General features: G+C 69.1%; 20 protein-coding genes and 1 rRNA gene. 12 read left to right on the top strand and 9 right to left on the bottom strand.

What is annotated here, in order from left to right:
* A 16S ribosomal RNA gene (locus DMC61_RS16215) occupies positions 1–123 on the bottom strand; the annotation flags it as partial.
* A gap of 460 nt (positions 124–583) precedes the next feature.
* On the opposite strand from DMC61_RS16215, the gene DMC61_RS16220 reads away from it, so the two are divergent.
* A complete protein-coding gene (locus DMC61_RS16220; protein ID WP_125689980.1) occupies positions 584–1387 on the top strand; it encodes an alpha/beta fold hydrolase in 804 nt (267 codons plus the stop codon).
* The gene (locus tag DMC61_RS16225; protein WP_016332209.1) at positions 1387–2145 is read left to right on the top strand and encodes an SDR family oxidoreductase; all 759 of its coding nucleotides are present in this window, start codon (positions 1387–1389) and stop codon (positions 2143–2145) included. The genes DMC61_RS16220 and DMC61_RS16225 overlap by 1 nt, the downstream gene beginning before the upstream one ends.
* Here DMC61_RS16225 and DMC61_RS16230 read toward each other — a convergent pair.
* Positions 2084–3682 carry a transposase gene (locus DMC61_RS16230; protein ID WP_125689981.1) on the bottom strand — a complete coding sequence of 533 codons (1599 nt, stop codon included), beginning with the start codon at positions 3680–3682 and terminating at the stop codon, positions 2084–2086. The two genes, DMC61_RS16225 and DMC61_RS16230, sit on opposite strands and share 62 nt — an antisense overlap.
* Positions 3683–3825: 143 nt before the next feature.
* Between DMC61_RS16230 and DMC61_RS16235 the strand changes: the two genes are divergently transcribed.
* The 4 genes from DMC61_RS16235 (at position 3826) to DMC61_RS16250 (ending at position 10043) form a co-directional block, all read left to right on the top strand.
* Positions 3826–6423 carry a bifunctional FO biosynthesis protein CofGH gene (locus DMC61_RS16235; protein WP_043847966.1) on the top strand — a complete coding sequence of 866 codons (2598 nt, stop codon included), beginning with the start codon at positions 3826–3828 and terminating at the stop codon, positions 6421–6423.
* Between the two features lie 138 nt (positions 6424–6561).
* Entirely contained in the window at positions 6562–7413 is an 852-nt protein-coding gene (locus tag DMC61_RS16240) for an arpA protein (protein WP_125689982.1), read from the top strand.
* Positions 7414–7434: 21 nt separating this feature from the next.
* A complete protein-coding gene (locus DMC61_RS16245) occupies positions 7435–8265 on the top strand; it encodes a class I SAM-dependent methyltransferase (protein ID WP_125690452.1) in 831 nt (276 codons plus the stop codon).
* On the top strand, positions 8262–10043 hold the full coding sequence (locus tag DMC61_RS16250) for a choline/carnitine O-acyltransferase (protein ID WP_199750011.1): 1782 nt from the start codon (positions 8262–8264) through the stop codon (positions 10041–10043). Before DMC61_RS16245 ends, DMC61_RS16250 begins: the two co-directional genes overlap by 4 nt.
* A 70-nt stretch (positions 10044–10113) precedes the next feature.
* On the opposite strand, the gene DMC61_RS16255 is transcribed toward DMC61_RS16250, so the two are convergent.
* Positions 10114–10329 (bottom strand): hypothetical protein, encoded by a 216-nt coding sequence (locus tag DMC61_RS16255; protein ID WP_125689984.1) that lies wholly within the window; start codon positions 10327–10329, stop codon positions 10114–10116.
* A gap of 232 nt (positions 10330–10561) precedes the next feature.
* Between DMC61_RS16255 and DMC61_RS16260 the strand changes: the two genes are divergently transcribed.
* Together DMC61_RS16260 and DMC61_RS16265 are read left to right on the top strand one after the other, a co-directional pair.
* Positions 10562–11251, top strand: a complete 690-nt coding sequence (locus DMC61_RS16260) for a response regulator transcription factor (protein WP_063273459.1) — start codon at positions 10562–10564, stop codon at positions 11249–11251.
* Complete coding sequence (locus tag DMC61_RS16265; protein ID WP_125689985.1) at positions 11248–12717, top strand: cell wall metabolism sensor histidine kinase WalK; 1470 nt, start codon at positions 11248–11250, stop codon at positions 12715–12717. Before DMC61_RS16260 ends, DMC61_RS16265 begins: the two co-directional genes overlap by 4 nt.
* Here DMC61_RS16265 and DMC61_RS16270 read toward each other — a convergent pair.
* The 3 genes from DMC61_RS16270 to DMC61_RS16280 all read right to left on the bottom strand — a co-directional run bounded on the left by DMC61_RS16270 (position 12683) and on the right by DMC61_RS16280 (position 15614).
* Complete coding sequence (locus DMC61_RS16270; RefSeq protein ID WP_125689986.1) at positions 12683–13756, bottom strand: hypothetical protein; 1074 nt, start codon at positions 13754–13756, stop codon at positions 12683–12685. The two genes, DMC61_RS16265 and DMC61_RS16270, sit on opposite strands and share 35 nt — an antisense overlap.
* Before the next feature lie 67 nt (positions 13757–13823).
* The gene (locus DMC61_RS16275) at positions 13824–14261 is read right to left on the bottom strand and encodes a hypothetical protein (protein WP_125689987.1); all 438 of its coding nucleotides are present in this window, start codon (positions 14259–14261) and stop codon (positions 13824–13826) included.
* A gap of 15 nt (positions 14262–14276) precedes the next feature.
* On the bottom strand, positions 14277–15614 hold the full coding sequence (locus DMC61_RS16280; RefSeq protein ID WP_125689988.1) for an LVIVD repeat-containing protein: 1338 nt from the start codon (positions 15612–15614) through the stop codon (positions 14277–14279).
* A gap of 100 nt (positions 15615–15714) precedes the next feature.
* Between DMC61_RS16280 and DMC61_RS16285 the strand changes: the two genes are divergently transcribed.
* Positions 15715–17157 carry an ABC transporter substrate-binding protein gene (locus DMC61_RS16285; RefSeq protein WP_125689989.1) on the top strand — a complete coding sequence of 481 codons (1443 nt, stop codon included), beginning with the start codon at positions 15715–15717 and terminating at the stop codon, positions 17155–17157.
* Here DMC61_RS16285 and DMC61_RS16290 read toward each other — a convergent pair.
* Complete coding sequence (locus DMC61_RS16290; protein ID WP_125689990.1) at positions 17137–18036, bottom strand: LysR family transcriptional regulator; 900 nt, start codon at positions 18034–18036, stop codon at positions 17137–17139. The genes DMC61_RS16285 and DMC61_RS16290 overlap by 21 nt on opposite strands.
* Before the next feature lie 71 nt (positions 18037–18107).
* Between DMC61_RS16290 and DMC61_RS16295 the strand changes: the two genes are divergently transcribed.
* Positions 18108–19142, top strand: a complete 1035-nt coding sequence (locus tag DMC61_RS16295; protein WP_125689991.1) for an SDR family oxidoreductase — start codon at positions 18108–18110, stop codon at positions 19140–19142.
* A gap of 4 nt (positions 19143–19146) precedes the next feature.
* On the opposite strand, the gene DMC61_RS16300 is transcribed toward DMC61_RS16295, so the two are convergent.
* Positions 19147–19887 carry an SDR family oxidoreductase gene (locus DMC61_RS16300; protein ID WP_125689992.1) on the bottom strand — a complete coding sequence of 247 codons (741 nt, stop codon included), beginning with the start codon at positions 19885–19887 and terminating at the stop codon, positions 19147–19149.
* A gap of 249 nt (positions 19888–20136) precedes the next feature.
* Between DMC61_RS16300 and DMC61_RS16305 the strand changes: the two genes are divergently transcribed.
* Together DMC61_RS16305 and DMC61_RS16310 are read left to right on the top strand one after the other, a co-directional pair.
* A complete protein-coding gene (locus tag DMC61_RS16305; protein WP_016332197.1) occupies positions 20137–20484 on the top strand; it encodes a DUF1508 domain-containing protein in 348 nt (115 codons plus the stop codon).
* A gap of 156 nt (positions 20485–20640) precedes the next feature.
* Positions 20641–21732, top strand: coding sequence for a substrate-binding domain-containing protein (locus DMC61_RS16310; protein ID WP_125689993.1), 1092 nt, complete (start codon positions 20641–20643; stop codon positions 21730–21732).
* A gap of 72 nt (positions 21733–21804) precedes the next feature.
* On the opposite strand, the gene DMC61_RS16315 is transcribed toward DMC61_RS16310, so the two are convergent.
* Entirely contained in the window at positions 21805–23697 is a 1893-nt protein-coding gene (locus DMC61_RS16315) for a S8 family serine peptidase (protein ID WP_125689994.1), read from the bottom strand.
* Between the last annotated feature and the right edge of the window lie 4 nt (positions 23698–23701).

Here is a 23701-nt window from a genome sequence, read left to right on the forward strand (position 1 = left end):
TTGCCCACGTGTTACTCACCCGTTCGCCACTAATCCCCGGCCGAAACCGGATCATCGTTCGACTTGCATGTGTTAAGCACGCCGCCAGCGTTCGTCCTGAGCCAGGATCAAACTCTCCAACAATGTCAAATTTGATCGAGGCAAATAATTTGCTCTCAAAGGAACCTCTTACGAGGTTTCAATACATAAGCTCTACTGGCTTAGTTCACTAGCACACTGTTGAGTTCTCAAGCAACACACCCCGAATCGCACCGCCATCACGCGGCCTTATCCGAAGCAGTCATTCCTAGCAGTTTTTGGTGGGACACCCACTCAATCGCACTGAGCGAGAGCTTGGTTCGTGTCCCGGTCGGCCGCTCGGTTTCCCTGGCGACGAAGAGAACTTTACATGGCCGGAAACCCCCGAAAACAGGGGGGTACCTTAACGACATTCGCGCAGGTCAGAGGCCATAAACTAGCCCGGACCCGGCGATCGCGCGGTGATCGCCCCGGGAGACCGCGGGTGAACTCCCGGGCAAGAACATTGCTCCGAGTACATTGCACCGTATTGATCCCGTCGATTGCTCCGATTAGCGTCGGGCTCATGAGTACTGCGGAACTCGACGGCATCTCCGTCGCATACGACGACCTCGGCACCGGGCTGCCGGTCGTCCTCGTCCACGGCCACCCCTTCAACCGTTCGATGTGGCGGCCCCAGGCCGAACGCTTCAGCCGGGAGGGCTACCGGGTCATCACCGCGGACCTCCGCGGGTACGGCGAGACGACCAAGCCGGCAAAGGACCAGAAGACGGGTCTCGATGTCTTCGCGGCCGACATCGTCCGGCTGGCCGACCACCTCGGTCTCGAACGCTTCGTGCTGGGCGGCCTCTCCATGGGCGGGCAGATCGTCATGGAGTTCCACCGCACCTACGCCGACCGCGTCGCCGGGCTCCTGCTCGCCGACACCTCTCCCCAAGAAGAGACCGAGGAGGGCAAGCGCGTCCGCAACGAGATGGCGGACCGCGTCCTCGCGGAGGGAATGAACCCGTACGCGGAGGAGGTGCTGACGAAGATGGTCTCCCCGGAGAACGTCCGCACGATGCCGGACGTGGCCGCGCACGTCCTCGGGATGATGCGCACGACACCGAAGGAAGGAGCGGCGGCCGCGCTCAGGGGGCGCGCCGAGCGTCCGGACTACCGGGAGAGCCTCACCCGCGTGGAAGTACCGGCCTTGGTCGTCGTCGGGACCGAGGACGAGTTCACGCCGGTCGCGGACGCCGAACTCATGCACGACCTCATCCCCGGCTCCACCCTGGCGGTGATCGAGGGCGCCGCGCACATGCCTAACCTGGAGCGCGAGGCCGAGTTCAACGACGTGTTCGCACGATTCTTGAAAGAGATTGACTGATGCCCGAGAAGACCGTTTTCGTGACCGGTGCCAGCGCCGGGTTCGGCGTCGAGATCGTCCGCCGGTTCGCCGCCGACGGCGCCAAGGTCGTCGCGGCCGCGCGCAGCAAGGACCGGCTCGACAAGCTGGCGGACGAGCTGGGCGAGAACGTCCTCCCCTTCGAACTCGACGTCCGGGACGCCGACGCGGTGGCCGCGCTCCCCGGCTCGCTGCCCGCCGAGTTCGCCGAGGTCGATCTGCTGGTGAACAACGCCGGCCTCGCGAAGGGGCTCGAGCCCGCCCACCGGGCGAAGCTCGACGACTGGGACCAGATGATCGACACGAACATCAAGGGGCTCGCGCACCTCACCCGCGCCCTGCTGCCCGGCATGGTCGAGCGCGGGCGCGGGCACGTGATCAACATCGGCTCGGTCGCCGGCAGCTACCCCTACCCCGGCGGCAACGCGTACGGCGCGACCAAGGCGTTCGTCCACCAGTTCAGCCTGAACCTGCGCGCGGACCTGCAGGGCACCGGCGTCCGGGTGACCAACGTCGAGCCGGGCCTGGTCGGCGGCACGGAGTTCTCGGTGGTCCGGTTCGAGGGTGACCAGAGCAAGGCCGACAACGTCTACAAGGGCACGACACCGCTGACGGCCGCCGATGTGGCCGAGTCCGTCTTCTGGGCGGCTTCGCAGCCGGAGCACGTGAACATCAACGTCATCGAGTTGATGCCGGTGGTGCAGAGCTTCTCCGCGCTTCATATCCACCGAGAGAGCTAAGACCGAAGAGGTCGAAGAGCGCCTGCTGTTCCGGGTTCCGCTCGGTCAGCAGGCGCCGCGTCCGCGGGCGGCCGCCGGTGGACGGATACCGGAGCACCGTCTCCCCTATCCCCGCGAGGCTGTCCATCAGTTCGCGGACCGACAGGTTCATCCCCGCGCGGTCGGCCTCGCGCCGCATGAGGTGGGTGACCGTGGACGCGAGCACCGTGACCAGGGTGTGCACCGCGATCCGATGCGGCGTCCACTCCCACCGCGGGGCCGGACCGGCGACGGCGGGGCCGGTCAGCCAGCGGAACGTCGAGTCGAGGTGGGTGCGGGCCCGGTACGCGGTGACGACCTCGGACACCGGCCAGTCGTGATCGGTGACCAGCACCTGCTTGCCGAAGAACTCGTCGTGCAAGCGCGACACCGCGGCGTCGTCGACCTTCCAGGTCAGCCGGATCTCCCCCGGCTTCGTGCCGGTCAGTGCGGGTGAGAGCACCCGCTCGACGCGGCGGCCGCGGGTGATCCGGGCGATTTCGGCGTTCACCTGGCCGCGGTCGCCCCGGTACGTGCCCGAGGCCAGCGCGGCGTCGAGGCCGGCGAGTTCGCGGGTGGCGGTGCCCAGTTCCTCGCCGAACGCGCGGGCCTGCGCGTTGTGCAGGGTCTCCGAATGGGTCAGGATCACGCGCCGGCGCACGCCGGCGACGACGGCCCTGGTGTCGAGGGCGGTCAGCCCGGCGAAGCGTTCCGGGTCGACGGGTCTGCGCGCGGACGGCGGTTTCGCCAGCAGTTCCGGGTGGTCCGAGAGCGGGAGCGCGCCGACGAAATGCCGCCCGAGGTCCAGTTGCGCCGCCTGCCCCGCGGTGAACACCAGCGTGACGGGATACAGCGAGCGGAGTTCCTCGGCGAGCGCGGCGAACGGCGGCGCCCCTTCCCGCGGGTACACGTGCGACGCCAGCGGGATCGCGCCGTCCTTGGTCACCACCAGGCCGAGGCCGGCGAGTTCGCAGCGGCAGGGGTCGGCGGTGGTGAAGGTGGCGAATTGCGGGACGTCGACGGCGAGCGCGGCGTCGCCCGTCCCCAGCCAGGAGAGCACCGCGCCGGCGACGGCGGTCTCGATCCGCGCGATCCGTTCGGGCGTGAGGCGTTGCAGTGCCCGCCGGTGATTCGGAAGGTCGGCCTGGATGAATTCCCTGGCGACGGAGTCACGCCACCAGTCGGCTAACTGCGTGTCGGGCGCGGTCGCCCGGTGCAGGACGGCGAGCGCGAGATGAGTCCCCAGGGTGGTCGACGCGCGCTGGGCTCCGACGGCTTCGTCGACCCGGCGCACGAAGTCGAGCCGCCGCAGCGTGGCCCACACCGCCGCGACGTCGCCGAAGGTCCGGTGACGCGCTTCGCCGGGGGCGGAGACGTCGCCGTCCATCGCGCGCCCGATCTCCTCGGCCGTGCCGAGATACCGCTGCGACACCACCCTCGGCTCGCCGTCGACCCGAGCGGAGGTGACGAGGTAGTAGTACGTCCGCCCGCCGACCTTCTTGCCGATCACCGAAGCCACACTTTAGGTAATACACTCGCACCCCCTGATCGGCAACCAAGATCATGCTCTGACCAGCGGAAACGGTGACCTTACCCACGTGGGTGACGCGGTGGCGGGTTGCACACTGGCAGGTGGAGCGAGTCCGGCCATAGCGTGCGGGAATGGCATCCCCTGCTGACCCGAACGCCCCCACCACCTCGGCGATGCGCCGGGCGCTCGCCAGGGCGCGCGACGGGAAGACCCTCGACATCACCGAGGCCTCGATCCTGCTCCAGGCGCGCGGCGACGACCTCAAGACGCTGTCCGAGCACGCCTCGAGGGTCCGCGACGCCGGGCTCGTCGCGGCGGGCCGACCCGGCGTGGTCACCTACAGCCGTTCGGTGTTCATCCCGCTGACCCGGCTGTGCCGGGACCGCTGCGGCTACTGCACCTTCGCGACCGTCCCCGGCCGGGTCGAGTCGCCGTTCCTCTCCCCCGACGAGGTGCTCGACATCGCCCGCAAGGGTGCCGAGATGGGGGTCAAGGAAGCGCTGTTCACCCTCGGCGACCGTCCGGAGGACCGCTGGAAGGCGGCGAAGGACTGGCTCGACGCGCACGGCTACGACGACACGCTGTCCTACGTCCGGGCGATGGCGATCCGGGTGCTGGAAGAGACCGGCGTCCTCCCCCACCTCAACCCCGGCGTGCTGAGCTGGCAGGACTTCCAGCGGCTCAAGCCGGTGTCGGCGTCGATGGGCATGATGCTGGAGACGACGGCGAAGCGGCTGTACACCGAGAAGGGCGGCCCGCACTACGGCTCGCCCGACAAGGACCCGGACGTCCGCCTGCGGGTGCTGGAGGACGCCGGCCGCAGTTCGGTGCCGTTCACCACGGGCATCCTGATCGGCATCGGCGAGAACTTCGAGGAGCGCGCCGACTCCCTGTTCGCCATCCGCAAGGTCGCGAAGACCTACGGCGGCATCCAGGAGGTCATCGTCCAGAACTTCCGCGCGAAGCCGGACACGAAGATGCGCGCGACCCCGGACGCCGACCTCGAAGAACTCGCCGCGACCATCGCCGTCGCCCGGCTGGTGCTCGGGCCGCGGATGCGCATCCAGGCGCCGCCGAACCTGATCGGCCAGCAGTACGAGCTGATGCTGAACGCGGGCATCGACGACTGGGGCGGCGTCTCGCCGCTGACCCCCGACCACGTGAACCCCGAACGCGCGTGGCCGCAGATCGACGAGCTCAAACGCCGCACCGAGGCGCTCGGGTTCACCGTGCGCGAGCGGCTGCCGATCTACCCGGAGTACGTCAAGGCGGGCGAGCCTTGGCTGGACCCGCGGATGAACGCGCACCTCGCCCCGCTGACCGACACCGAGACCGGCCTCGCGATCGAAGAGGCCATCCCGGTGGGCATCCCGTGGCAGGAGCCGGACGGCGGGTGGAAGGAGGCCGGGCGTACCGATCTGCACGTCGAGGTCGACACCGTCGGGCGCACCGAGGACCGCCGCAGCGACTTCGACTCGGTCTACGGCGACTGGGCCGAGATCAAGGGCAACATCAAGACCGGGCCGCAGCGCTTCGACACCGACATCCGGGATGCCTTGCGCAGCGCGGAAAAGAACCCCGCCGGCCTCTCGGACGACGAAGCGCTGGCGCTGCTGCACGCCGACGGGCCGGAGCTCGACGCGTTCACCAAGATCGCCGACGACCTGCGCCGTGAGGTGAACGGCGACGACGTCACCTTCGTCGTCACGCGGAACATCAACTTCACCAACGTCTGCTACACCGGCTGCCGGTTCTGCGCGTTCGCCCAGCGGCGCACCGACGCCGACGCGTACACGCTCTCGCTGGAGCAGGTCGGCGACCGGGTCGACGAGGCGTGGGCCGCGGGCGCGACCGAGATCTGCATGCAGGGCGGTATCCACCCCGATCTGCCGGGTACCGCGTACTTCGATCTCGCGGCGGAGGTGAAACGCCGTCAGCCGGACATCCATCTGCACTCGTACTCGCCGATGGAGGTCGTCAACGGCGCTTCGCGGACGAACCTCTCGATCGAAGACTGGCTGGCGCGCGCGAAGGAAGCCGGCGTCGACTCGCTGCCGGGCACGGCCGCGGAGATCCTCGACGACGACGTGCGCTGGGTGCTGACGAAGGGCAAGCTGCCGACGTCGGAATGGATCAACGTCGTCACCACCGCGCACAAGCTCGGCATCACGACGACGTCGACGATGATGTACGGCCACGTCGACACCCCCGCGCACTGGGTCGGGCATCTGAAGCTGCTGGCGAAACTGCAGCGGGAAGGCCTGGAGCGCAACGGGCGGCGCGGGTTCAGCGAGTTCGTGCTGCTGCCGTTCATCCACCAGAGTTCGCCGATCTACCTCGCCGGGCTGGCGAGGGCGGGCACGACGCTGCGCGAGAACCGCGCGGTGCACGCGCTGGCCCGGCTGCTGCTGCACGGGATGATCGACAACATCCAGAGCTCGTGGGTGAAACTCGGTGAAGAGGGCAGCCGCGCGGTGCTCCAGGGCGGGGTCAACGACATCGGCGGGACGCTGATGGAGGAGACGATCAGCCGGATGGCGGGTGCGGCGAACGGGTCGTACAAGACGATCAGCGACATGCGCGCGATGGTCGAACCGCTGGGCCGCCCGCTGCGGCAGCGGACCACCGAATACGGCACGCCGACCGCGGAGCGGATCGCCGCGGCCCAGGCGTCCGACGGCGTCGCGACCGCGGTGCGCCGTCCGCTGCTGCCGCTTGTCACCAGCTGACGAAAAGCCACTGACGGCCTCCTGACCCGAGTCAGGAGGCCGTCACGTTGCGTGTGGCACCGCTCACAAGGCGCGGGGGTCGCGGGCGTTTTCTGTGCTAAACCCGAGAATCACTTCCGGGCAGCCGAGAGGACGTCGATGACCGCGAGCGCAGTCCAAGTGGCCGATACCGCCCGCTATCCGTTGTCCGAACCGGGAAGCCCCGCGTGGCGCGAAATCGTTTCCCGCACCCGTGCCGAACTGCGGGAAACGGGCTGCAGTGTGCTGGCCGACTTCATCCGTCCGGAATTGCGTGACGTCCTTCGCCGCGAAGGCGCGAAGATCGCTCCGGAGGCGTACGCGAAGGTCGAACGCGTCAACGCCTACAACATCGCCATCGACACTCCACTGCCGGAAGACCATCCGGGCCGCACGATCATGGAACGCGGCAACGCCTTCGTGGCGCGCGACCGGATCCCGGCGACCGCGGTGATCCAGCAGCTGTACTCGAGCCCGGAGTTCCAGCGGTTCGTGGCCGACTGCTTCGAACTCCCCGAGCTGCACGAACTCGCCGATCCGCTGTCCGGGCTGGTGCTCAACGTGGTCGAACCGGGCCGCTCGCATCCGTGGCATTTCGACACCAACGAGTACACGGTCAGCATGCTCACGCAGGAAGCGGCCGATGGCGGAGTCTTCGAATTCTGCCCGAACATCCGCTCCGAAACGGCGGAGAACTTCGACGACGTCCGTGCCGTCCTGGCGGGCGAAGGCGATCACCTGATCAGGCGGCTCACTCTCCGTCCCGGTGATCTTCAGCTGTTTCGCGGACGCTTCGCGCTGCACCGGGTGAGTAATGTTCGAGGGGCAGTCGCCCGCCATTCCGCGATCTTCGCGTACAGCGAGCGCCCTGGGGTCATCGGCAGTCCGGAACGGACGAGACAGCTGTTCGGCCGGGTCCTGCCGGAACACGTCGCTTCGGCGGCCGTCCGGGGCGATCAGCTGCTCGACTAAGTCAGGAGCTTGGCCGTGCCATTGGATTCGACCGGCAAGATCAATTTCGACGACATCTACACCGCTCCCGATCCACGCGCCTTCTTCGGCACCTTGCGTCCGCTGGACTACGACATCCCGCAGCAGGCGAAGGCCTACTTCGCGAAACTGATCGACGAATACCGCGCGGAAGCCGACGTCAAGGTGCCGACGGTGCTCGACCTCGGCTGTTCGTACGGCGTGAACGCGGCACTGCACCGATGCGACACGTCGATGGAACGGCTGTACGACCACTACGCGTCCGCCGCGTCGTTGAGCCGCGAAGAACTGATCGCGCGCGATCGCCGGATGGTCGAGGACGACACTGTGCGCTTCATCGGCCTCGACGCCTCCGCGCCCGCGCTGGACTACGCGCTCGCAGCGGGCTTCATCGACGAAGCGATCCACGCCGATCTGGAGAGCGAAGACCCGACGGACGAACAGCGCGCGTTGCTGTCCGAGGTCGACATCGTCATCTCGACCGGCTGCGTCGGCTACGTCACCGAGAAGACCCTCGTACGGATCGCGCGGGAAAACCGGCCGTGGATGGCGCATTTCGTCCTCCGGATGTTCTCCTACGGCCCGGTCGCCGACAGCCTCGGCGAACTGGACTACGAGACGACCGGGGTCGAGGGCGTCTTCCGGCAGCGGAAATTCGCTTCGGCTGAGGAACAGACGCAGATCCTGGACAATCTGTCCGTCGCGGGCGTCGACCCGCGTGGGCTGGAGGACGGCGGCCGGCTGTACGCGCGGCTGTTCGTCTCCCGCCCGAACGGCGCGGCGGGCGGGCTCGCCTCCGCGCTGAACGCCCTTCCCCTTCGAGATCAAGGATGATCGTGAGCAGTCCGGAACCGTCCACCCGCACGTTCGGCAACGAGGACATCCTGCCGCGGGTCCCCGTCCCCAGCCTGGAGGACACCTGCCGCCGGTTCCTCGAGTGGTGCTCGCCGCTGCTCACGCCCGGCGAGCTCGCGGAAACCGAAGGCGCCGTCGCCGAGTTCCTCGCGGCGGGAAGCCCGGCGCACGAACTGCAGAACGCGCTCGAGGCCTACGACAAGCGCGAAGACGTCCGAAGCTGGCTCGACACCTTCTGGCCGTACCGCTACCTCGGCCGTCGGGACCGGATCGCCCTCAACGCGAACTTCTTCTTCCTGTTCACCGAGTCCCCGCTGGGGCAGCTGGAGCGCGCGGCCGAACTGGCGGCTTCGGCGGTGGACTACAAGCTGAAGCTCGACGAGGAGCTGGTGCCGCCGATCCTGCTGCGCGGGCAGCCGCAGTCGATGGTGCAGCACAAGTTCCTGTTCTCGGCGACGCGGATCCCCGGTGCCGTCCAGGACACCGCGCGCACGCCGTACCGCGAGGACTGGCCGGGGCCGTCGAGGGCGCGGCACATCGTGGTCTTCCATCGCGACACCCCGTTCCGGATGGACGTCATCGCGCCGGACGGCCGCCCGTATTCCCCCGAACAGCTGGTCGCGGGGCTGCAGGCGATCGTCAAGTCGGGGAACTTCATCGACGACCCGCGGACCGCCGCCGGCCATTTCACCACCAAGGCCAGGGCCGAGTGGGCGGCGACGCGGGAAGCGTTGCTGGCGGCGGGGAACGCGGCCGCGCTCGACGACATCGAGACGGCGTTGTTCTGCCTGTGCCTGGAGGACTTCACGCCGTCGGGCACGCAGGAGGCGTGCGACCACCTGCTGCACGGCGACAGCGGGAACCGCTGGTTCGACAAGGCCGTGTCGCTGATCGTGTTCGAGGACGGCACGGCGGGGATCAACGTCGAGCACTGCGAACTGGACGGGACCACGATCCTCGGGTTCACCGACGCGCTGCTCAGCGGGACACGGCTGGAGCGGCCGCCCGCCGACGGGGTGCCGTCGTCCGAGGTCATCGAGTTCGTCCTGGGTGACGCGCTGCGCGAGGACGCCCGAGCCGCCGCCGCGGCTTTCGCCGAGTACGCCGACGCGACCGCTACGAAGACGGTGTCCTTCACCGACTTCGGTGCGAAGCGGGCGAAGGAGCTCGGGATGTCCCCGGACGCCTTCGCGCAGATGGCGTACCAGCTCGCGCACAAGCGGGCGAAGGGGATCACGGGCGCGACGTACGAGTCGATCGCGACGCGGCAGTACCAGAACGGGCGCACCGAAGCGATGCGTGTGGTGACGCCCGAGGTGCAGTGGTTCGTCCGGGTGATGGACGACCCGCAGGCCGATCGTCAGACACGTCAGGCTGCTTTCCGCGCGGCGGCCGCGAAGCACGTCACGCGGGCGAAGGAGTGTCAGGCGGGTGACGCGCCGGAGCAGCACCTGTGGGAGCTGCAGCTGATCCAGAAGCGGCGTGGCGTCGAGGACTCCCCGTCGCTGTACTCGTCACCCGGCTGGCTGAAGATGCGCAACGACTACCTGAGCACCAGCTCGGCGCCGTCGGTGAACATCCGGTACTTCGGTTTCGGGTCGACCAGCCCGCAGTGCATCGGTGTCGCGTACGTGCTGCTGCCGGAGTCGCTGAACCTGTACCTGTGCACGCCGAAGCACGTGGCGCACGAGATGGAGCTGTTCGCGACGGAGCTGACCGCGGCCGTGGCGGAACTGCAGGAGTTGCTGGCCTCTTGAGCGGGGCTTGAGTTGGGGCGAAGGCGTCCTTCGCCGCGTCGGATGCGGTGAAGGACGCCTTCGGCCCAGACTAGAGGGTCATGCCCTCGAGGAAGTCCGGCGCCGACACGATCACGAGACCGAGAAGTCCCATCGGCACTACGGCCAAGGCGACCTGCACGGCCTGCCGAGACGAACGGATGCCCCTCCAGGCCACGAAAGCGATCGCGAGAGCCGTCGCGACCGCCAAGGTTCCGACACCGAACCGGTCGGACCGCCGGACGAGGTCGCCGAGCAACGGACCCACGACGGCCGCGGTGGCCGCCGTGCCGCGCCGGCCGCGACCACCGCCACATCGGAGAATCCGTGGTGACCGGACGCGACCGGCATCGTTCCCCCTCGCTCGCGGATACGACAGTGAAACAGAGAACCGGGGTTTGTGACGAGACGGCACGACTCCGCGACGGTTCCGCCCCGAATCCGGTGCGGTGCGACAGAGCGCCCTTACCATCGGTGAGCCTTTCGATCTTGGGGGAACCATGCCGCGCATCCTGCTCGTCGAGGACGACATAGCCCTGGCCGAGGCGCTCACACTCGCGCTGAAGGCCCTCGGGCACGACGTCATCGTCGCGCCGACCGGAGAGCGGGCACTGGAGACGCTGTTCACCGATCGGCTCGAACTCGATTTCGTCCTGCTCGACGTCATGCTGCCCGGGATGGACGGCTTCGAGGTGTGCCGCCGGATCCGTGCGCGGAGCCGGTTGCCGTTGGTGCTGCTGACCGCTCGCGGCGACCCGATCGACATCGTCGCCGGGCTGGAATGCGGCGCCGACGACTACGTGGTCAAACCGGCCGAACCGCGGGTGATCGACGCGCGGATCAAGGCGATCGGCCGTCGTGCCGTCACCGCTCCCGGGCCGTCGGCCGGCCGATTGGTGCTGGGACGGCTGGAGATCGACGCGGGGGCGATGAGCGTGACCCGCGACGGCGCCGAACTGGCGCTGACCGCGACCGAGATCCGGCTGCTCGTCGAGTTCGCCGAACATCCCAACCAGGTGCTGAGCAGGCAGACCTTGCTGAAACGGGTCTGGGACTACGGCTACGTCGGCGACTCGCGGATCGTCGACGCGGCGGTCGCGCGGCTGCGGGCGAAGATCGAGGACGATCCGGCGAATCCCGTGGTGCTGAAGACCGTGCGAGGCCTCGGCTACCGGCTGGTGGGCGAATGAGGTTCGGGCTCCGTGCGAGGGTGACCGCGGCGGTCGTGGCCGTGACCACGACGGCGACGGTCTTGATGGCCTTCAGCGCGGCCGAAATCCAGGAGGACGACGCGTTCGACAGGTTCACCGCCGCGACGAAGACGTCGTTCGGGGCGATGTTCGGGCAGGCCTGGCCCCATCTCGAACAGTTCATGGCCGGCTCCCCCCGGGCCTTGGAGATGTTCTCTCAGGGAATGGACAAGGCCGCGGCGGACTGGATGCTCGTCACGAGCTCTCCCCCACTGACGAACGACGACTTCAGGCCGCCCGAAGGACCTCCCGAAGTCGTCAAGTCCTCGTCGCAGAGCCACGACTGGACGACAGGCGCCGAAAACGCGACCCCGCCCGACCGGCGAGCCGCGTTGGAAACGGTGAAGGACGCGGTCCTGCTGCGGACCACGGGGCCGGAAGAACTGCTGTCGGCGACCACGATCGATCCGCTGACCGGCCACCGGCTTTTCGTGGTGAGCGCGAACTTCGTCGCGTACTGGGTCGTGCAGTTCTTCGACCTCACCGCGTTCGAGCAGGATCTGGCGGCCCAGCGGTGGAAGCTGGGGTGGATCGCGCTCGGCGTCACGGTCCTCGGCGTGGCGGCCGCGGTCTTCGCCGCGGGCCGGATCCGGCGGCCGGTTCTCCGCGTCGCCTCCGCCGCCCGCGACCTGGGCGGCGGCGCCTTCGACGTGCGTGTCCCGGTGAAGGGCCGCGACGAACTCGCCGACCTCGCCGCGTCGTTCAACACGATGGCCGATCGGGTCGGCACGGCGATCGAGGAGCTGCGCGCCAAGGACCGCCAGCAGCAACGATTCGTCGCCGATGTCGCGCACGACCTCCGGACGCCGCTCGCGTCGATGGTCGCCACGGTGGACACCCTCGACGACGCCAGCCCCGAGGTCCGGACCCGGGCGACCGAGTTGCTCGCCACTCAGGCCAGGCGGCTGGCCCGGCTGGTGGAGGATCTGATGGAGATCTCGCGCTTCGACGCGGGTTCCGCGGACCTGCGCCCCGAGCTCGTCGACCTGCCCGCGCTCGTCGAGGACGCGATCGAGGTGAGCGTGCCGGAGACGTCCGTCCAGCTGACGAGCACCGGTGACACGACCGTCTCCGCTGATCCGCGCCGTGTGCACACCATCGTGCGCAACCTGCTGGTCAACGCCGAACGATACGGCCGGACCCCGATCAGGGTGTCCCTGGAAGGCCTTCCCGGCGCGGTGACGATCCAGGTCGCCGACTCCGGCCCGGGGATCCCCGAGGAGCTGCGCCCGATCCTGTTCGACCGGTTCGTGCGCGGCGATCACGCGCGGCAGGCGACCGAAGGCAGCGGGCTGGGGCTGTCCATCGCCCGCGAGAACGCGTTGATCCACGGCGGGGAGATCACCGTGCACGACGACGGCGGCGCGGTGTTCACCGTGCGGCTTCCACGGGAGTCACCAGAGTGAGCCACCGTGGCGCGTAGCCGTCGAAGTACGGCATCGGGACGTGCGTGAGGACCAGCACGAGCGCGGTCAGCACACCGGCTTGGGACAGTTTCAGCTCGCGGTGGCCGAGCCAGAGCCACACCACCACGAAGAAGCCGGTGACCAGCAGGAAGCCCCATCGGGCGTCGTCCCAGCCGCCGAAGGCGAGCAGCACCGGCGCCGCGATCGCGGCGGTGGGCACCACGGCGGAGAGCGTCGGACGGTGCAGGTAAAGGAAACCCCCGATCACCACGGCCGCGATCGGCAGCAGGTAGAGCAGGACACCGGTGATCGAGTACAGCCGCCAGCTTTCGGCCTGGGTGCGCCCGAACAGGTGCAGCGCGTCGGCGCGGTAGCGGAAGTCCGCTGTGGACAGTGAGCGCCCGAGACCGTCGACGGCGCCGGGCGTGGCGGGCGGCAGCACGAGAATCCCGAGGCCGAGTATCGCGGACGGACCGAGCAGCGCGCACGCGCGCCGGAACGGAACCTTCCGCAGCAAGGCGAACCCGAAGATCGGCAGCACGGTGAGCAACGCGATCTCGTGCACCGTCACCGAAAGCGCCATCATCGCGCTCGCGAGCACGAGTCTGTTCCGGTGCGACGCCCACAGTGCGCCGAACAGCAGGAGATACAGCACCTGGTCGAAGTAACCGACCTCGTGGAACAGGTAACCGCCGGTCGGCAACAGGAGCCAGACGACGATCAACCACCGCCGGCTTTCGGTGCGGCCGCGGAAGAAGGCGAGCGTCACGACCGCCAGTACCGCGACGAGGACGGCGAAGCTCGCGACCACGAAGACCGCATAGTCGTGCCCGAACGGCTTCAGGAGCGTGCCGATGAGGAAACGGCGGTGGAAACCGTCCGTCAGCGACACGGCTTGCAGGGTGGCCGCCCACTCCCCTGGCAACCGGAACCCGGTGTATCCGGCGACGAGGAGGGCGATCGCGAACAGTGCCGTGACGCTTCGCCGCGAAGTCTTCCCGGCGACGGGAGCCGGGGCCCGCTCGAGCAACGTGGTCATGACGCCAAGCTAGGAACGGGTCATCTTGCTGCCGTGATAGTCGCGTGACAGTCTCGCCACAGCTCCGTTACATGGTCGTCGACCTCAGGAACGCCTGCTCGGAGCCCTCGACCACGAAGGCGGTCCGCGACTTGGTGGTCGTGGGCAGTTCGCAGGAAAGCCACTTCATCCCGGCCGGGAAAAGTCCCTTCAAGGGCTCGGGCACCGCCGGTGAACCCGCTTGGCACTTGTAGTCGGCCAGCACCTTCGCGACGGCCTCGCGACGCAGCTTCACCACCGCGGACAGCCGGAGGTCGGACGGCCCCGGCGCCGCGACCCGCCCTTCGGAGGTGCCCATCCGCTCCTCGACCCAGGACGCCTGGACGATCTCGCCGACCTCCGGGAACGTCTCGGCGACCGGCACCGGATCGGTGTGGACGGCCACTTCCTTCGGCGGGACCGGGTCACAGGCCGCGATCAGGACGATCGCGGCCGTGATCCCCAGGATCTTCCCCATGGTGCGCATGGGGAAGATCCTGCCTCAGGCGGTGAGCTTCAGGATGTCGATTCCGCGAGTGTTGTCGGCGACGTAGACGTAACCCTTGTGCCAATAGGGCGCCCACGCGCTGGCGTCCGCCGGGCGGAAGTAGGCGATCTGCTTCGGGTCGGTCGGGTCGCTGACGTCGAGGAAGCGTGTGCCCTGCGCGTAGAACGACTGCACGAGGACCTTGCCGCGGATGTCGAAGTAGTGCGCGGAGCAGTCACCCGACGCCGGGTCGCTGCCCTCCTGCCCGGCCACGCTCCAGGTGCCGACGGACTCGAGACGGAACGGCTTCTCCGGCGTCGAGCGCCAGCCTTCGCCGTTGTAGGAGTTCCGCAGCGACGAGATCGTCAGCACGCCGTCACCGGCACAGCCGTCGAGGAAGCTCTCTTCGGTGGCGTAGATCAGGTCGCGGCCGCGCCAGCGGTTCGAGTCGGCACCGTCGGCCGAGCGGTGTCCCGCCGGATGGAAGCTGTTGTGCATGAACTTCGACGGCGCCGCCGTCTCCTCGATCCCGCCGCCCGCGTACGGCACGGGGTCGAACGCCGTCGCGCGGCGCACCTTGCCCTGTACGGGATCGCGGTGGTAGCCGCTGGTCCAGTAGCCGCGGACGCCGCCTCGCCCGGACACCCACGCCACGCCCTCGGCGTCGACCTGCACGTCGTGCACGTAGTCGGTCTTGCCGTCGTTGCGCGCGAGTTCGATCGGGTTCGGGAACGTCTTGGGGTTGCGCGGGTCGCGGATGTCGGTCACCCAGATCGGGCGGCCGCCCCACTCCGCGGGCTGGTTCGCGGCCTTCGAGGGGCCACCGGTCCAGAGGTACCGGCAGTCGTCGACACAGCTGGTCGTGTGGCCGGCGGGCACCTTGGTGTAGCTCAGGAGGACCGGTTTGTCCGGGTTCTTCAGGTCGATGATGTAGATACCGGACTCGCCGGTCTGCGTGGTGCCGCCGTAGGCCCGCGGGTCCCGCGCGAGGAAGACGAGCTTGCGTTTGACGTCGACCTCGGTGTCCTCGGTCTCCCACAGGCCGGGCAGGCTGACCTCGCCGATCAGCTTCGGGGCGGTGGGGTTCTTCGTCAGGTCGTAGACCTTCAGGCCGAACTCACCGGAAACCGCCATGACGTCACGCTTGCCGTACTGCAGGAACCCCATGGCGATGGCGCCTTGCGCGTCGGGCACGTTGCCGACGGCCTTGACGTTCTTCACCGCACCGGGCGCACCGGCGACCCGGACCTTTTCGGCGGCCGGTTTGTCCTCGTCGCCGCACGCCGCGGCGGGCAGGCCGGTGGCGATCAGGGTCGCGGTGACCGTGGTGAGCGCCAAACACGAACGGAGCAACCAGTTTCCTCGCACAGAAACCTCCCAGGCTGGTCCCCGCACCTTATGATCGTCACTTTGCCCGCACAACCGCCATTGGTCGGTGCGGGACTGCTATGACATGACCATGCGCTTGCGTCTTCTGGCCCCGCTCCTCGCCGCCGCCCTGGTCGCGGCGGGCTGCACCGAATCCGGCGAACCGCCCGCACCGGACGTTCTTCGCGTGGGCCTGGCCGCCCCGGCGACCCTGCTGCCCGCGGACGTCCGCGACCAGTCCGGGCGGATGGTCGCCGGCGCATTGTGGACGCCGCTGGCCGATTACGACCCGGCGACGGGGAAGACGGCGCCGCGGGCGGCCGAGTCGTTCTCCAGCCCCGATCGGGTCACGTGGATGGTGAAGCTCAAGGACGGCGGGAAGTTCCACGACGGCACCCCGGTGACCGCGCAGTCCTATGTGGACACCTGGAAGACGATCGGTGCGGAGCAGTGGCAGGCGTCCCGAGTGGTCAAAAATCTCTTGCGGGCCAAGGAGATCACCGCACCCGACCCGCTGACGATCCGGCTGGTGCTCGACCGGCCGTCCGGACAGGTCCCGGCGCTGCTCTCCTCGCCCGCACTGGTCCCGCTGCCCGCGTCCGCGCTGGCTTCGCGCGATTGGGCGGGCTTCGCGCAGCGGCCGGTCGGCAACGGGCCGTTCCGGTTGGACGGCGCGTGGCAGCCGTCGGGCGGCAAACTGGTCCGGGTGGCCGACGCGCCGGGCAAGGCGCGGGTGGTCGAGCTGAAGACCGGCGACGCGGCGGCACAGTACGACGAGGTCAAGGCCGGGAAGCTCGACCTGTCCACGTTCGTCCCCGGCGATCGCCACGAGGCCATGCACGCGGATTTCGCGCAGCGGCACGTGATGTGGGCCCTGCCCACCGCCGCCTACCTCGGCTTTCCGTTGAGCGCACCGCATTTCTCCGACGCGACCGTCCGGCACGGCTTCGCGCTCGGCATCGACCGCGCGGCGCTGGAGGCCGGCGCGCTCGGCAAGCAGGTGGATCCGGCGAAGTCGCTGCTGCCGCCCGCGGTCGCCCCCGGTGAACGCAGCAGCACCTGCCGCCCCTGCACGTTCGACGCCGGAGCCGGGAAATCCCTGCTCACCCAAGCGGAGTTCCCGGCCACGCCTGTCCACTTCGGACAGTCGCCGGTGAGCTGGCAGCGGCCGCTCGCGGAGCAGGTCGGCAAGGCGGTCGGTGTCCCGCTCGCCGCCGAGCCCGGACAAGGACCGTTCGCGATCGACATGGCCCTGACGACGCCGAGCCCGCAGGAAGTGCTGGCCGAGATCGTGAAGACGACCGGTTACCAGAGCGACGGATTCGCCGACCTGCTGAAATCGGCCGAGGAGATCGACGCGGGCGAAAGCGGCGAGATCTACCGGCTGGTGGAGAACCAGCTGCTGCGGGATCTCCCGGTGGCACCGCTGTGGTCCGGGCACGGGCACGCCGTCTGGGCGGACCGGGTCGGCGACGTCAAGGCGACGGCCTTCGGCGGGGTGGACCTGTCAGGCGCCACCGTCCGGTGATCCGAGCGTGCACTCACCCGCGACGACGTCGATGAAGGCCGAGGTCAGCGGGTCGGGCGTGCTGCGGCAATAGGCGGCCAGCGTGCGGCGGATCGCCGGTTCGGGCCGGAGCACGCGGCCGCGGAAGCCTTCGGGCAGCACGTTGGCCGGGACCAGCGCGGGGCCGAGGCCCGCCGCCGCGAGCATCGGTGCGGCCGCGCTCTGCTCGGTGCGGACCGCGGCCCTCGGCTGGAATCCCGCCGCGGCGCAGGCCTGATCGACGAGGTCGGCCAGCCCGTTGCCCGGCGCGTAGTGCACCCACGCGCAGTCGGCGAGGGTCGCCAGGTCGACGACGCCGGTGCCGTCGTCCTCGCGCGGCCCGTCGATCGGCAGGACGACGACGAACTCCTCGACCCCGAGTTCGCGCACCGGCCCGTCCCAGTCCGGCGGGACCGGGCCGACCGCGACGTCGGCCTCCCCCGCCTCCATCGCCTCCCTGAGTTCATCCGCGTGCCGGAACTCCACCAGCCGGACGTCGACGTCGGGCCGCTCGCGGCGCCACACGCGCAACGCCGAGGGCAGCACCCCGAGACCGACCGAATAGACCGTCGCGATCTGCAGTTCGCCCGCTTCCAGCCCCGACGCCTGCCGGGCCGCGCACCGCGCGCGTTCGGCGTCGGCGAGCGTGGCGCGCGCGTGCGGCAGCATGGCGCGGCCCATCGGGGTGAGCCGGACGCTGCGCGGCAACCGTTCGAGCAGAGGGCCGCCGACGCCCTTCTCCAGCGCGCGCACCTGATGCGACAGCGCGGGCTGCGTCACGTGCAGCAACTCGGCGGCCTTGGTGAAGGAGCCGGTGTCGACGACGGTCACCAGGTATTCGAGCTGCCGCAGACTGGTCATGAAGAGAGTTTATCGGAGCCGTGAGATCTATGCCTTGGACTTATCTCTCGGCCTGGTCCAGGCTCGGAGACATGAACGAAGAACGCAAGGTCGCCCTGGTCGCCGGGGCCAACGGGGTCATCGGCAAGAACCTGATCGCACACCTGGAGACCCTGCCCGGCTGGCGCGTCATCGGCCTGTCGCGGCGCGGCGGCCCCGGCCAGATCGCGGTCGACCTGCTCGACGCGGACGACACCCGCGCGAAGCTCGGCGGCCTGGACGACGTCACGCACGTGTTCTACGCGGCCTATGTCGACAAGCCGACCTGGGCCGAACTGGTCCCGCCGAACCTGGCGATGCTGACCAACCTCGTCGACGCGATCGAGCCCGTGGCGCCCGGCCTGCGGCACATCAGCCTCATGCAGGGTTACAAGGTATACGGCGCCCACCTCGGCCCGTTCAAGACTCCGGCGCGCGAGGACGACGCCGGGCATATGCCGCCCGAGTTCAACGTGGACCAGCAGCAGTTCCTGGAGCGACGCCAGGCCGGGAAAGCCTGGACGTGGTCGGCGATCCGGCCGTCGGTGGTCGGCGGGACCGCGCTGGGCAACCCGATGAACCTGGCGCTGGCCATCGCGGTCTACGCGTCGATCTCGAAGGAACTCGGCCTGCCGCTGCGCTTCCCGGGCAAACCCGGCGCGTACGACAGTCTCCTGGAGATGACCGACGCCGGACTGCTGGCGAAGGCCACCGTGTGGGCCACCGGCTCGGAGAACGAGGCGTACAACATCGCGAACGGGGATCTGTTCCGGTGGAACGACCTCTGGCCGCGGATCGCGCGCTACTTCGACCTGGAGGTGGCGCCGCCGCTGCCGATGTCGCTGGACGTCGTCATGGCGGACAAGGAAGAACTCTGGACCTCCATCGCCGCGAAGTACGGCCTCGAAGTGCCGTACAGCGCCGTTTCGTCGTCGTGGGCGTTCGCGGACTTCGTGTTCGGCTGGGACTACGACATGTTCGCGGACGGCTCGAAGGCCCGGCGGGCCGGTTTCCACGAGTACGCCGAGACGCCCGAGATGTTCTTCCGGCTGTTCGACGAGTTCCGGAAGGCGAAGGTGATCCCGTGAGGGCCTAGCCGCGCCCGATGAACGGCATCGTGGTCGCCGTGACGGTGAGGAACTGGACGTTCGCGTCCAGCGGCAGCCCGGCCATGTACAGCACGGCGTCCGCGACGTGCCGGGCGTCGAAGGTCGGCTCGGCCTTGACGCTGCCGTCGGCCTGCGGGATCCCGTCGGCCATCCGCAGCGTCATCTCGGTGGCCGCGTTGCCGATGTCTATCTGTCCACATGCGACGTTCCAGGCGCGGCCGTCGAGGGAGATCGACTTCGTCAGCCCGGTGACCGCGTGTTTCGTCGCGGTGTAGGCGACGGAGGCGGGGCGCGGGGCGTGCGCGGAGATGGAGCCGTTGTTGATGATCCGGCCGCCGCGCGGGTCCTGCGCCTTCATCAGCCGCACGGCCTGCTGCGCGCACAGGAACATTCCGGTCAGGTTGGTGTCGACGGCGCGTTTCCAGTCCGCGAAGGACAGTTCGTCGACCGTCCCACCCACCGACACACCCGCGTTGTTCACCAGGAGATCCAGCCGCCCCCACTCCGCGCGGACCGTCTCGAACAAGGCGGCGACGGAATCGGGATCGGCGACGTCGGTGGGCACGGAAAGCGCGTCCGCGGCGCCGCCGGCGGTCTCGGCCAGCGCGTCCGCGCGGCGTCCGGCGAGGGCGACCCGGTAACCGGCGCCGAGCAACGCGCGGGAGATCTCCCTGCCGAGCCCGGAACCCGCCCCGGTGACGACCGCGATCCTGCCGTTGCCCATCGATCCTCCTCGCAGACCGTGCCGGACCGGACCGGCACGGTGATTGTTTTCCGATTACCCGCGTCCGTTCAGGCTAGCGCGCCGCCGCCGGGGGAAAACGTTCACCCGGCGGCCGTCGCGCCTTAAGCGAATCCCGTAACTCCTTCACCACATCGAGGCGATTCACGGGATGTGACCAGGGGGAATTCAGCACCGAAGAATCCACGCTTTCAACTCGTCCAGACCGGTGAGCAGACCCTTCGATGGCGGTTGCTCGGCGGCAACAACGTGTCGCTGGGTTCGGCGCCCGACGACTATCCGCGAGCCGAGGAATGCCTTGTCGCGATCGCTTGGCTCAGCGCGCACGTTTCCGAATTGACCAGCGATTTCAGTCATCTCAGCGGCGGTCGCTGGCGGTGGCGCCTGCACACCGGCGACCGGCTCGTCGCGATCGCCAGCCATGCCTACGGACGGCGTATCGAGGCCCAGCGCGGCCTCGACCGGTTCCGCTCGGCCACCACCGAAGCGTCCATCGGTGAAGGAATCGAGACGATTGCCGATTGGCGCCGGAAATACCGTCGCGATTCCGGCGGGCATTCACCGAATCGTTCTCCGTGACGGCCGATCACGGAAAGTGCGTTCCCCGGAGATTAACCACCATGACGTCGGGCGGGAACGCGAAGCACCGCCGCCGGACAGTGTTGCGGAGCGAGGATTGTGCCAAGTCACGGAATCCCGCGACTACTTGGGGACTAGAGAAAGAGTGCAAACAAGATGCGTGCTCGTACCACTCGGTTTCTCGGCGCCACCGCGATCGCCGCGTGTGCCTGCCTCACCCTGACCGGCACCGCCTCGGCGGTCGCCCCGGCGAACGGCCTCGAAGACGTCCTGGCCGCGGCGGGCTCGGACACCACCGTCGACATCACCGGCGCGATCCTGGCCAACGCCAACGGCGCCGCCTGGAACACCGACCCCGACAACCACGTCAACGTCCCGCCGCTGCTCGCCCCGGGCGCGACCTTCACCGTTCCCGGTGACCTGTACGCCGACCAGGTCGTCTACAACACCACGACCACCCTGCCGCCGAACGGTTCTTCCCAGGGCAAGGCCGCGCTCAAGGCCTCCGGCGACGCGGCCGACGGCAAGATCGACATCGCGCGGTCGTCGTCGCCCCGCGGCTCGTCCGACCCCGCGTCGTTCGAGTACTACGCCTTCGCCACCGACGGTGTCACCTGGTCCTCCTCGGCGACCGGTTCGGGTGCGGGCCTGACCCTCACGCTGGCGCAGCTGCGCGGCATCTACGACGGCTCCATCACCAACTGGAACCAGGTCGGTGGCGCCAACGCCGCCATCGTCGTCTACCTGCCCCAGACCGGCTCCGGCACGCTGAGCTTCTTCACCACCACCGTCCTCGGCTTCGACCCCACCACCAAGCCGGTCACCATCAAGCGGTTCCAGGAGCACGACGGCACCTCGATCCCCGCCGCCGACCGCGCCAACGCGATCGCCCCGTTCTCCATCGCGCAGTGGATCGCCCAGGGCAACGCGGTGACCGCGGACAAGCGCGCGGGCTTCACCGTGAACCCGCTGACCGGTGCCGGCTTCAACGGCTCCCCGGTCGCCGGCTCGGCCGGTAACTACACCCCGGCCTTCACCACGGCGTTCCTGGGCTCGCGCAGCGTCTACCACGTGCTCGACACCCGTACGCCGAGCTACGACCAGGCCCAGCGCGCCGTCGGCTTCGCCGCCGGTGACACCGCCGCGACCGCCAGCCCGCTGTGCGGCGGCCAGCTCGCCACCACCATCAAGCGGTACGGCTTCCTGACCGTGTCGGGCCCGAACGGCCTGTCCTGCGTCAAGTCCTGACCCCCTCCTAGCGCGTGAAGGCCCCCTTCCCTCTGCTGAGCCGAGGGAAGGGGGCCTTCACGCGCTAGAGGACTACTTCGGGGCGACGCCCAGTGCGGCGAGCGCCGGGCCGGTCATGATCACGCCCGCGCCGGTGACCGGGTCGAAGCCCGGGGCACCGAGGTCGATCGCGGTCGACACGAGCGCGTTGCGGATCTCCGCCGGGGTCGCGGCCGGCTTGCCCTGCTTGAGCAGCGCGGCGATGGCGGCGGCGCTCGGCGCGGCGGCCGAAGTGCCGAAGAAGGGCTGGAAACCGCTCACCGAGGTCGCGACGCCGTCGGCCGCGGTGATGTCCGGCTTGTTCCGCGTCGCGCCACCGGTCGAGGACACGTTGCCGGGGGTGATCACCGAACCGTCCGGGTTGTAGAACTGGTGACGGCGACCGTCCGAAGTGAACCGCTCCCACTTGCTGGCGACGGTGAACAGGCCCGGGTACGGACCGGCCGGGTTCGCCGGGTCACCGGCCTCGAGCGCGCGGCCGAAGGCACCGGCGGCCGGGGCGGCCGCGACACTGAAGGCGTTGACCGCCGCCGAGTGGCCGGAGGTGACACCGTTGGTGCTGAAGGCTTTCAGGTCACCCGAGGCGACGAAGCGGCCGCGGATCACGTTGAGCGCGATGAACCGGTCGGAGCCGCTGTACTTGACCACGGCGACCTTGAAGCCCGAGCCGCTGGCCGGGACCTGAGCGATCTCGTACGGGTTCTGGGTGCCGTTCTGCGCACCCTCGCTGGAGGCGACGACCGCACCGGACGAGTTCAGCACGAACAGGTCGTAGTCGCTGGTGGCCTTGCCCCACGGGTCGGACCAGAACAGGGTGACGTAGCGGCCGACCGAGTTCGGCGAAAGCGCGTTGTACAGCTGGGTCGTGGCGCTCGGGTCGAAGTCGTGCGGCGTGCCGGTGATCCCGGAGATCTTGCTGCCGGAGCCGCGGAAATCGCCCTCGTAGTAGCCGCTGGTGCCGTCGGTCAGGTTGCCCGAGTTCCCCGCGGAGGAGAAGTAGAGCGCGCCGTTCGCGGTCACGTCGTTGACGGCCTGCGCGACCGGGCCGTCCTGGAACGGCGACTCGTCGAAGTAGGAGACGTCGTCGACGATGATCGTGCACTTGCCGGTGTTCCGCAGGGCACGGATGTTGTCGGCGAAGCTCTGCTCGCTGGTGAACGCGGTGGCGAAACCGAGCGCGGCGCCGGGCGCCATGTCGTGGATGATCTCCAGCATCGCGGTGCCCTCGTCACCGCTGCCCGCCTGGCCGGGGAGCACGTCGACGGCGGGGAGCTCGCCTGCGGTCTGGGACGCCTTCAGCGACTTGATGCCGTCGGAAAGCACGCAGACCTTCTGGCCCGCGCCGGTGACGCCGTACTTCGTGCGGGCGGTGTCGTTGCCGTGCGCCTTGTCGCCCTCGGCGACCTGCAGCGCGGCGGCGGTCTGCTTGACCGCGGCCTGCCGCCGGTCCTGCGGCGCGGATTCGTTCCAGGTCATGGCCTGCGAAGCGGCCTTGACCTCGGCGACGTCCCCGCGTCCGGCGATCGCGTCGACGGCGTTCAGGGGGAGGTCGGCGCGGATCGCGCCGGTGGGAGAGGCGTAACGGACGGTGCCGCCCGCCGCCTTGACGGCGTCCACCAGGGACTGTCCGGCGCCCTTGATGTCCACCGCGACCGTGCCGGCGTCGCTGACGCCCAGCCCGGTCCGGTACTCGGGCAGCTTGCCGGCCAGGCCCTTGTCGGCACGCAGGCGCTTCTCGACGACGAGCTGGCTCGACTGCTTGCGCTCAGCCGGGGTGAGGCTCTTCTTGATGCTCTGCAGGGCGCTGATCCCGGCCTGGGTGCGCACCTCTTCCGACGGCTGGGCACCCGAAACCGCCGTCGACAGCAGCAAAGCGCCGACCGCGACCGGAACCGAGCATGTGACCACCCGGCTGAATCTGCTCATCGAA

Origin of the sequence: Amycolatopsis sp. WAC 04169, from assembly GCF_003947535.1 — a bacterium.
GTDB classification, from domain to species: Bacteria; Actinomycetota; Actinomycetes; order Mycobacteriales; family Pseudonocardiaceae; genus Amycolatopsis; species Amycolatopsis keratiniphila.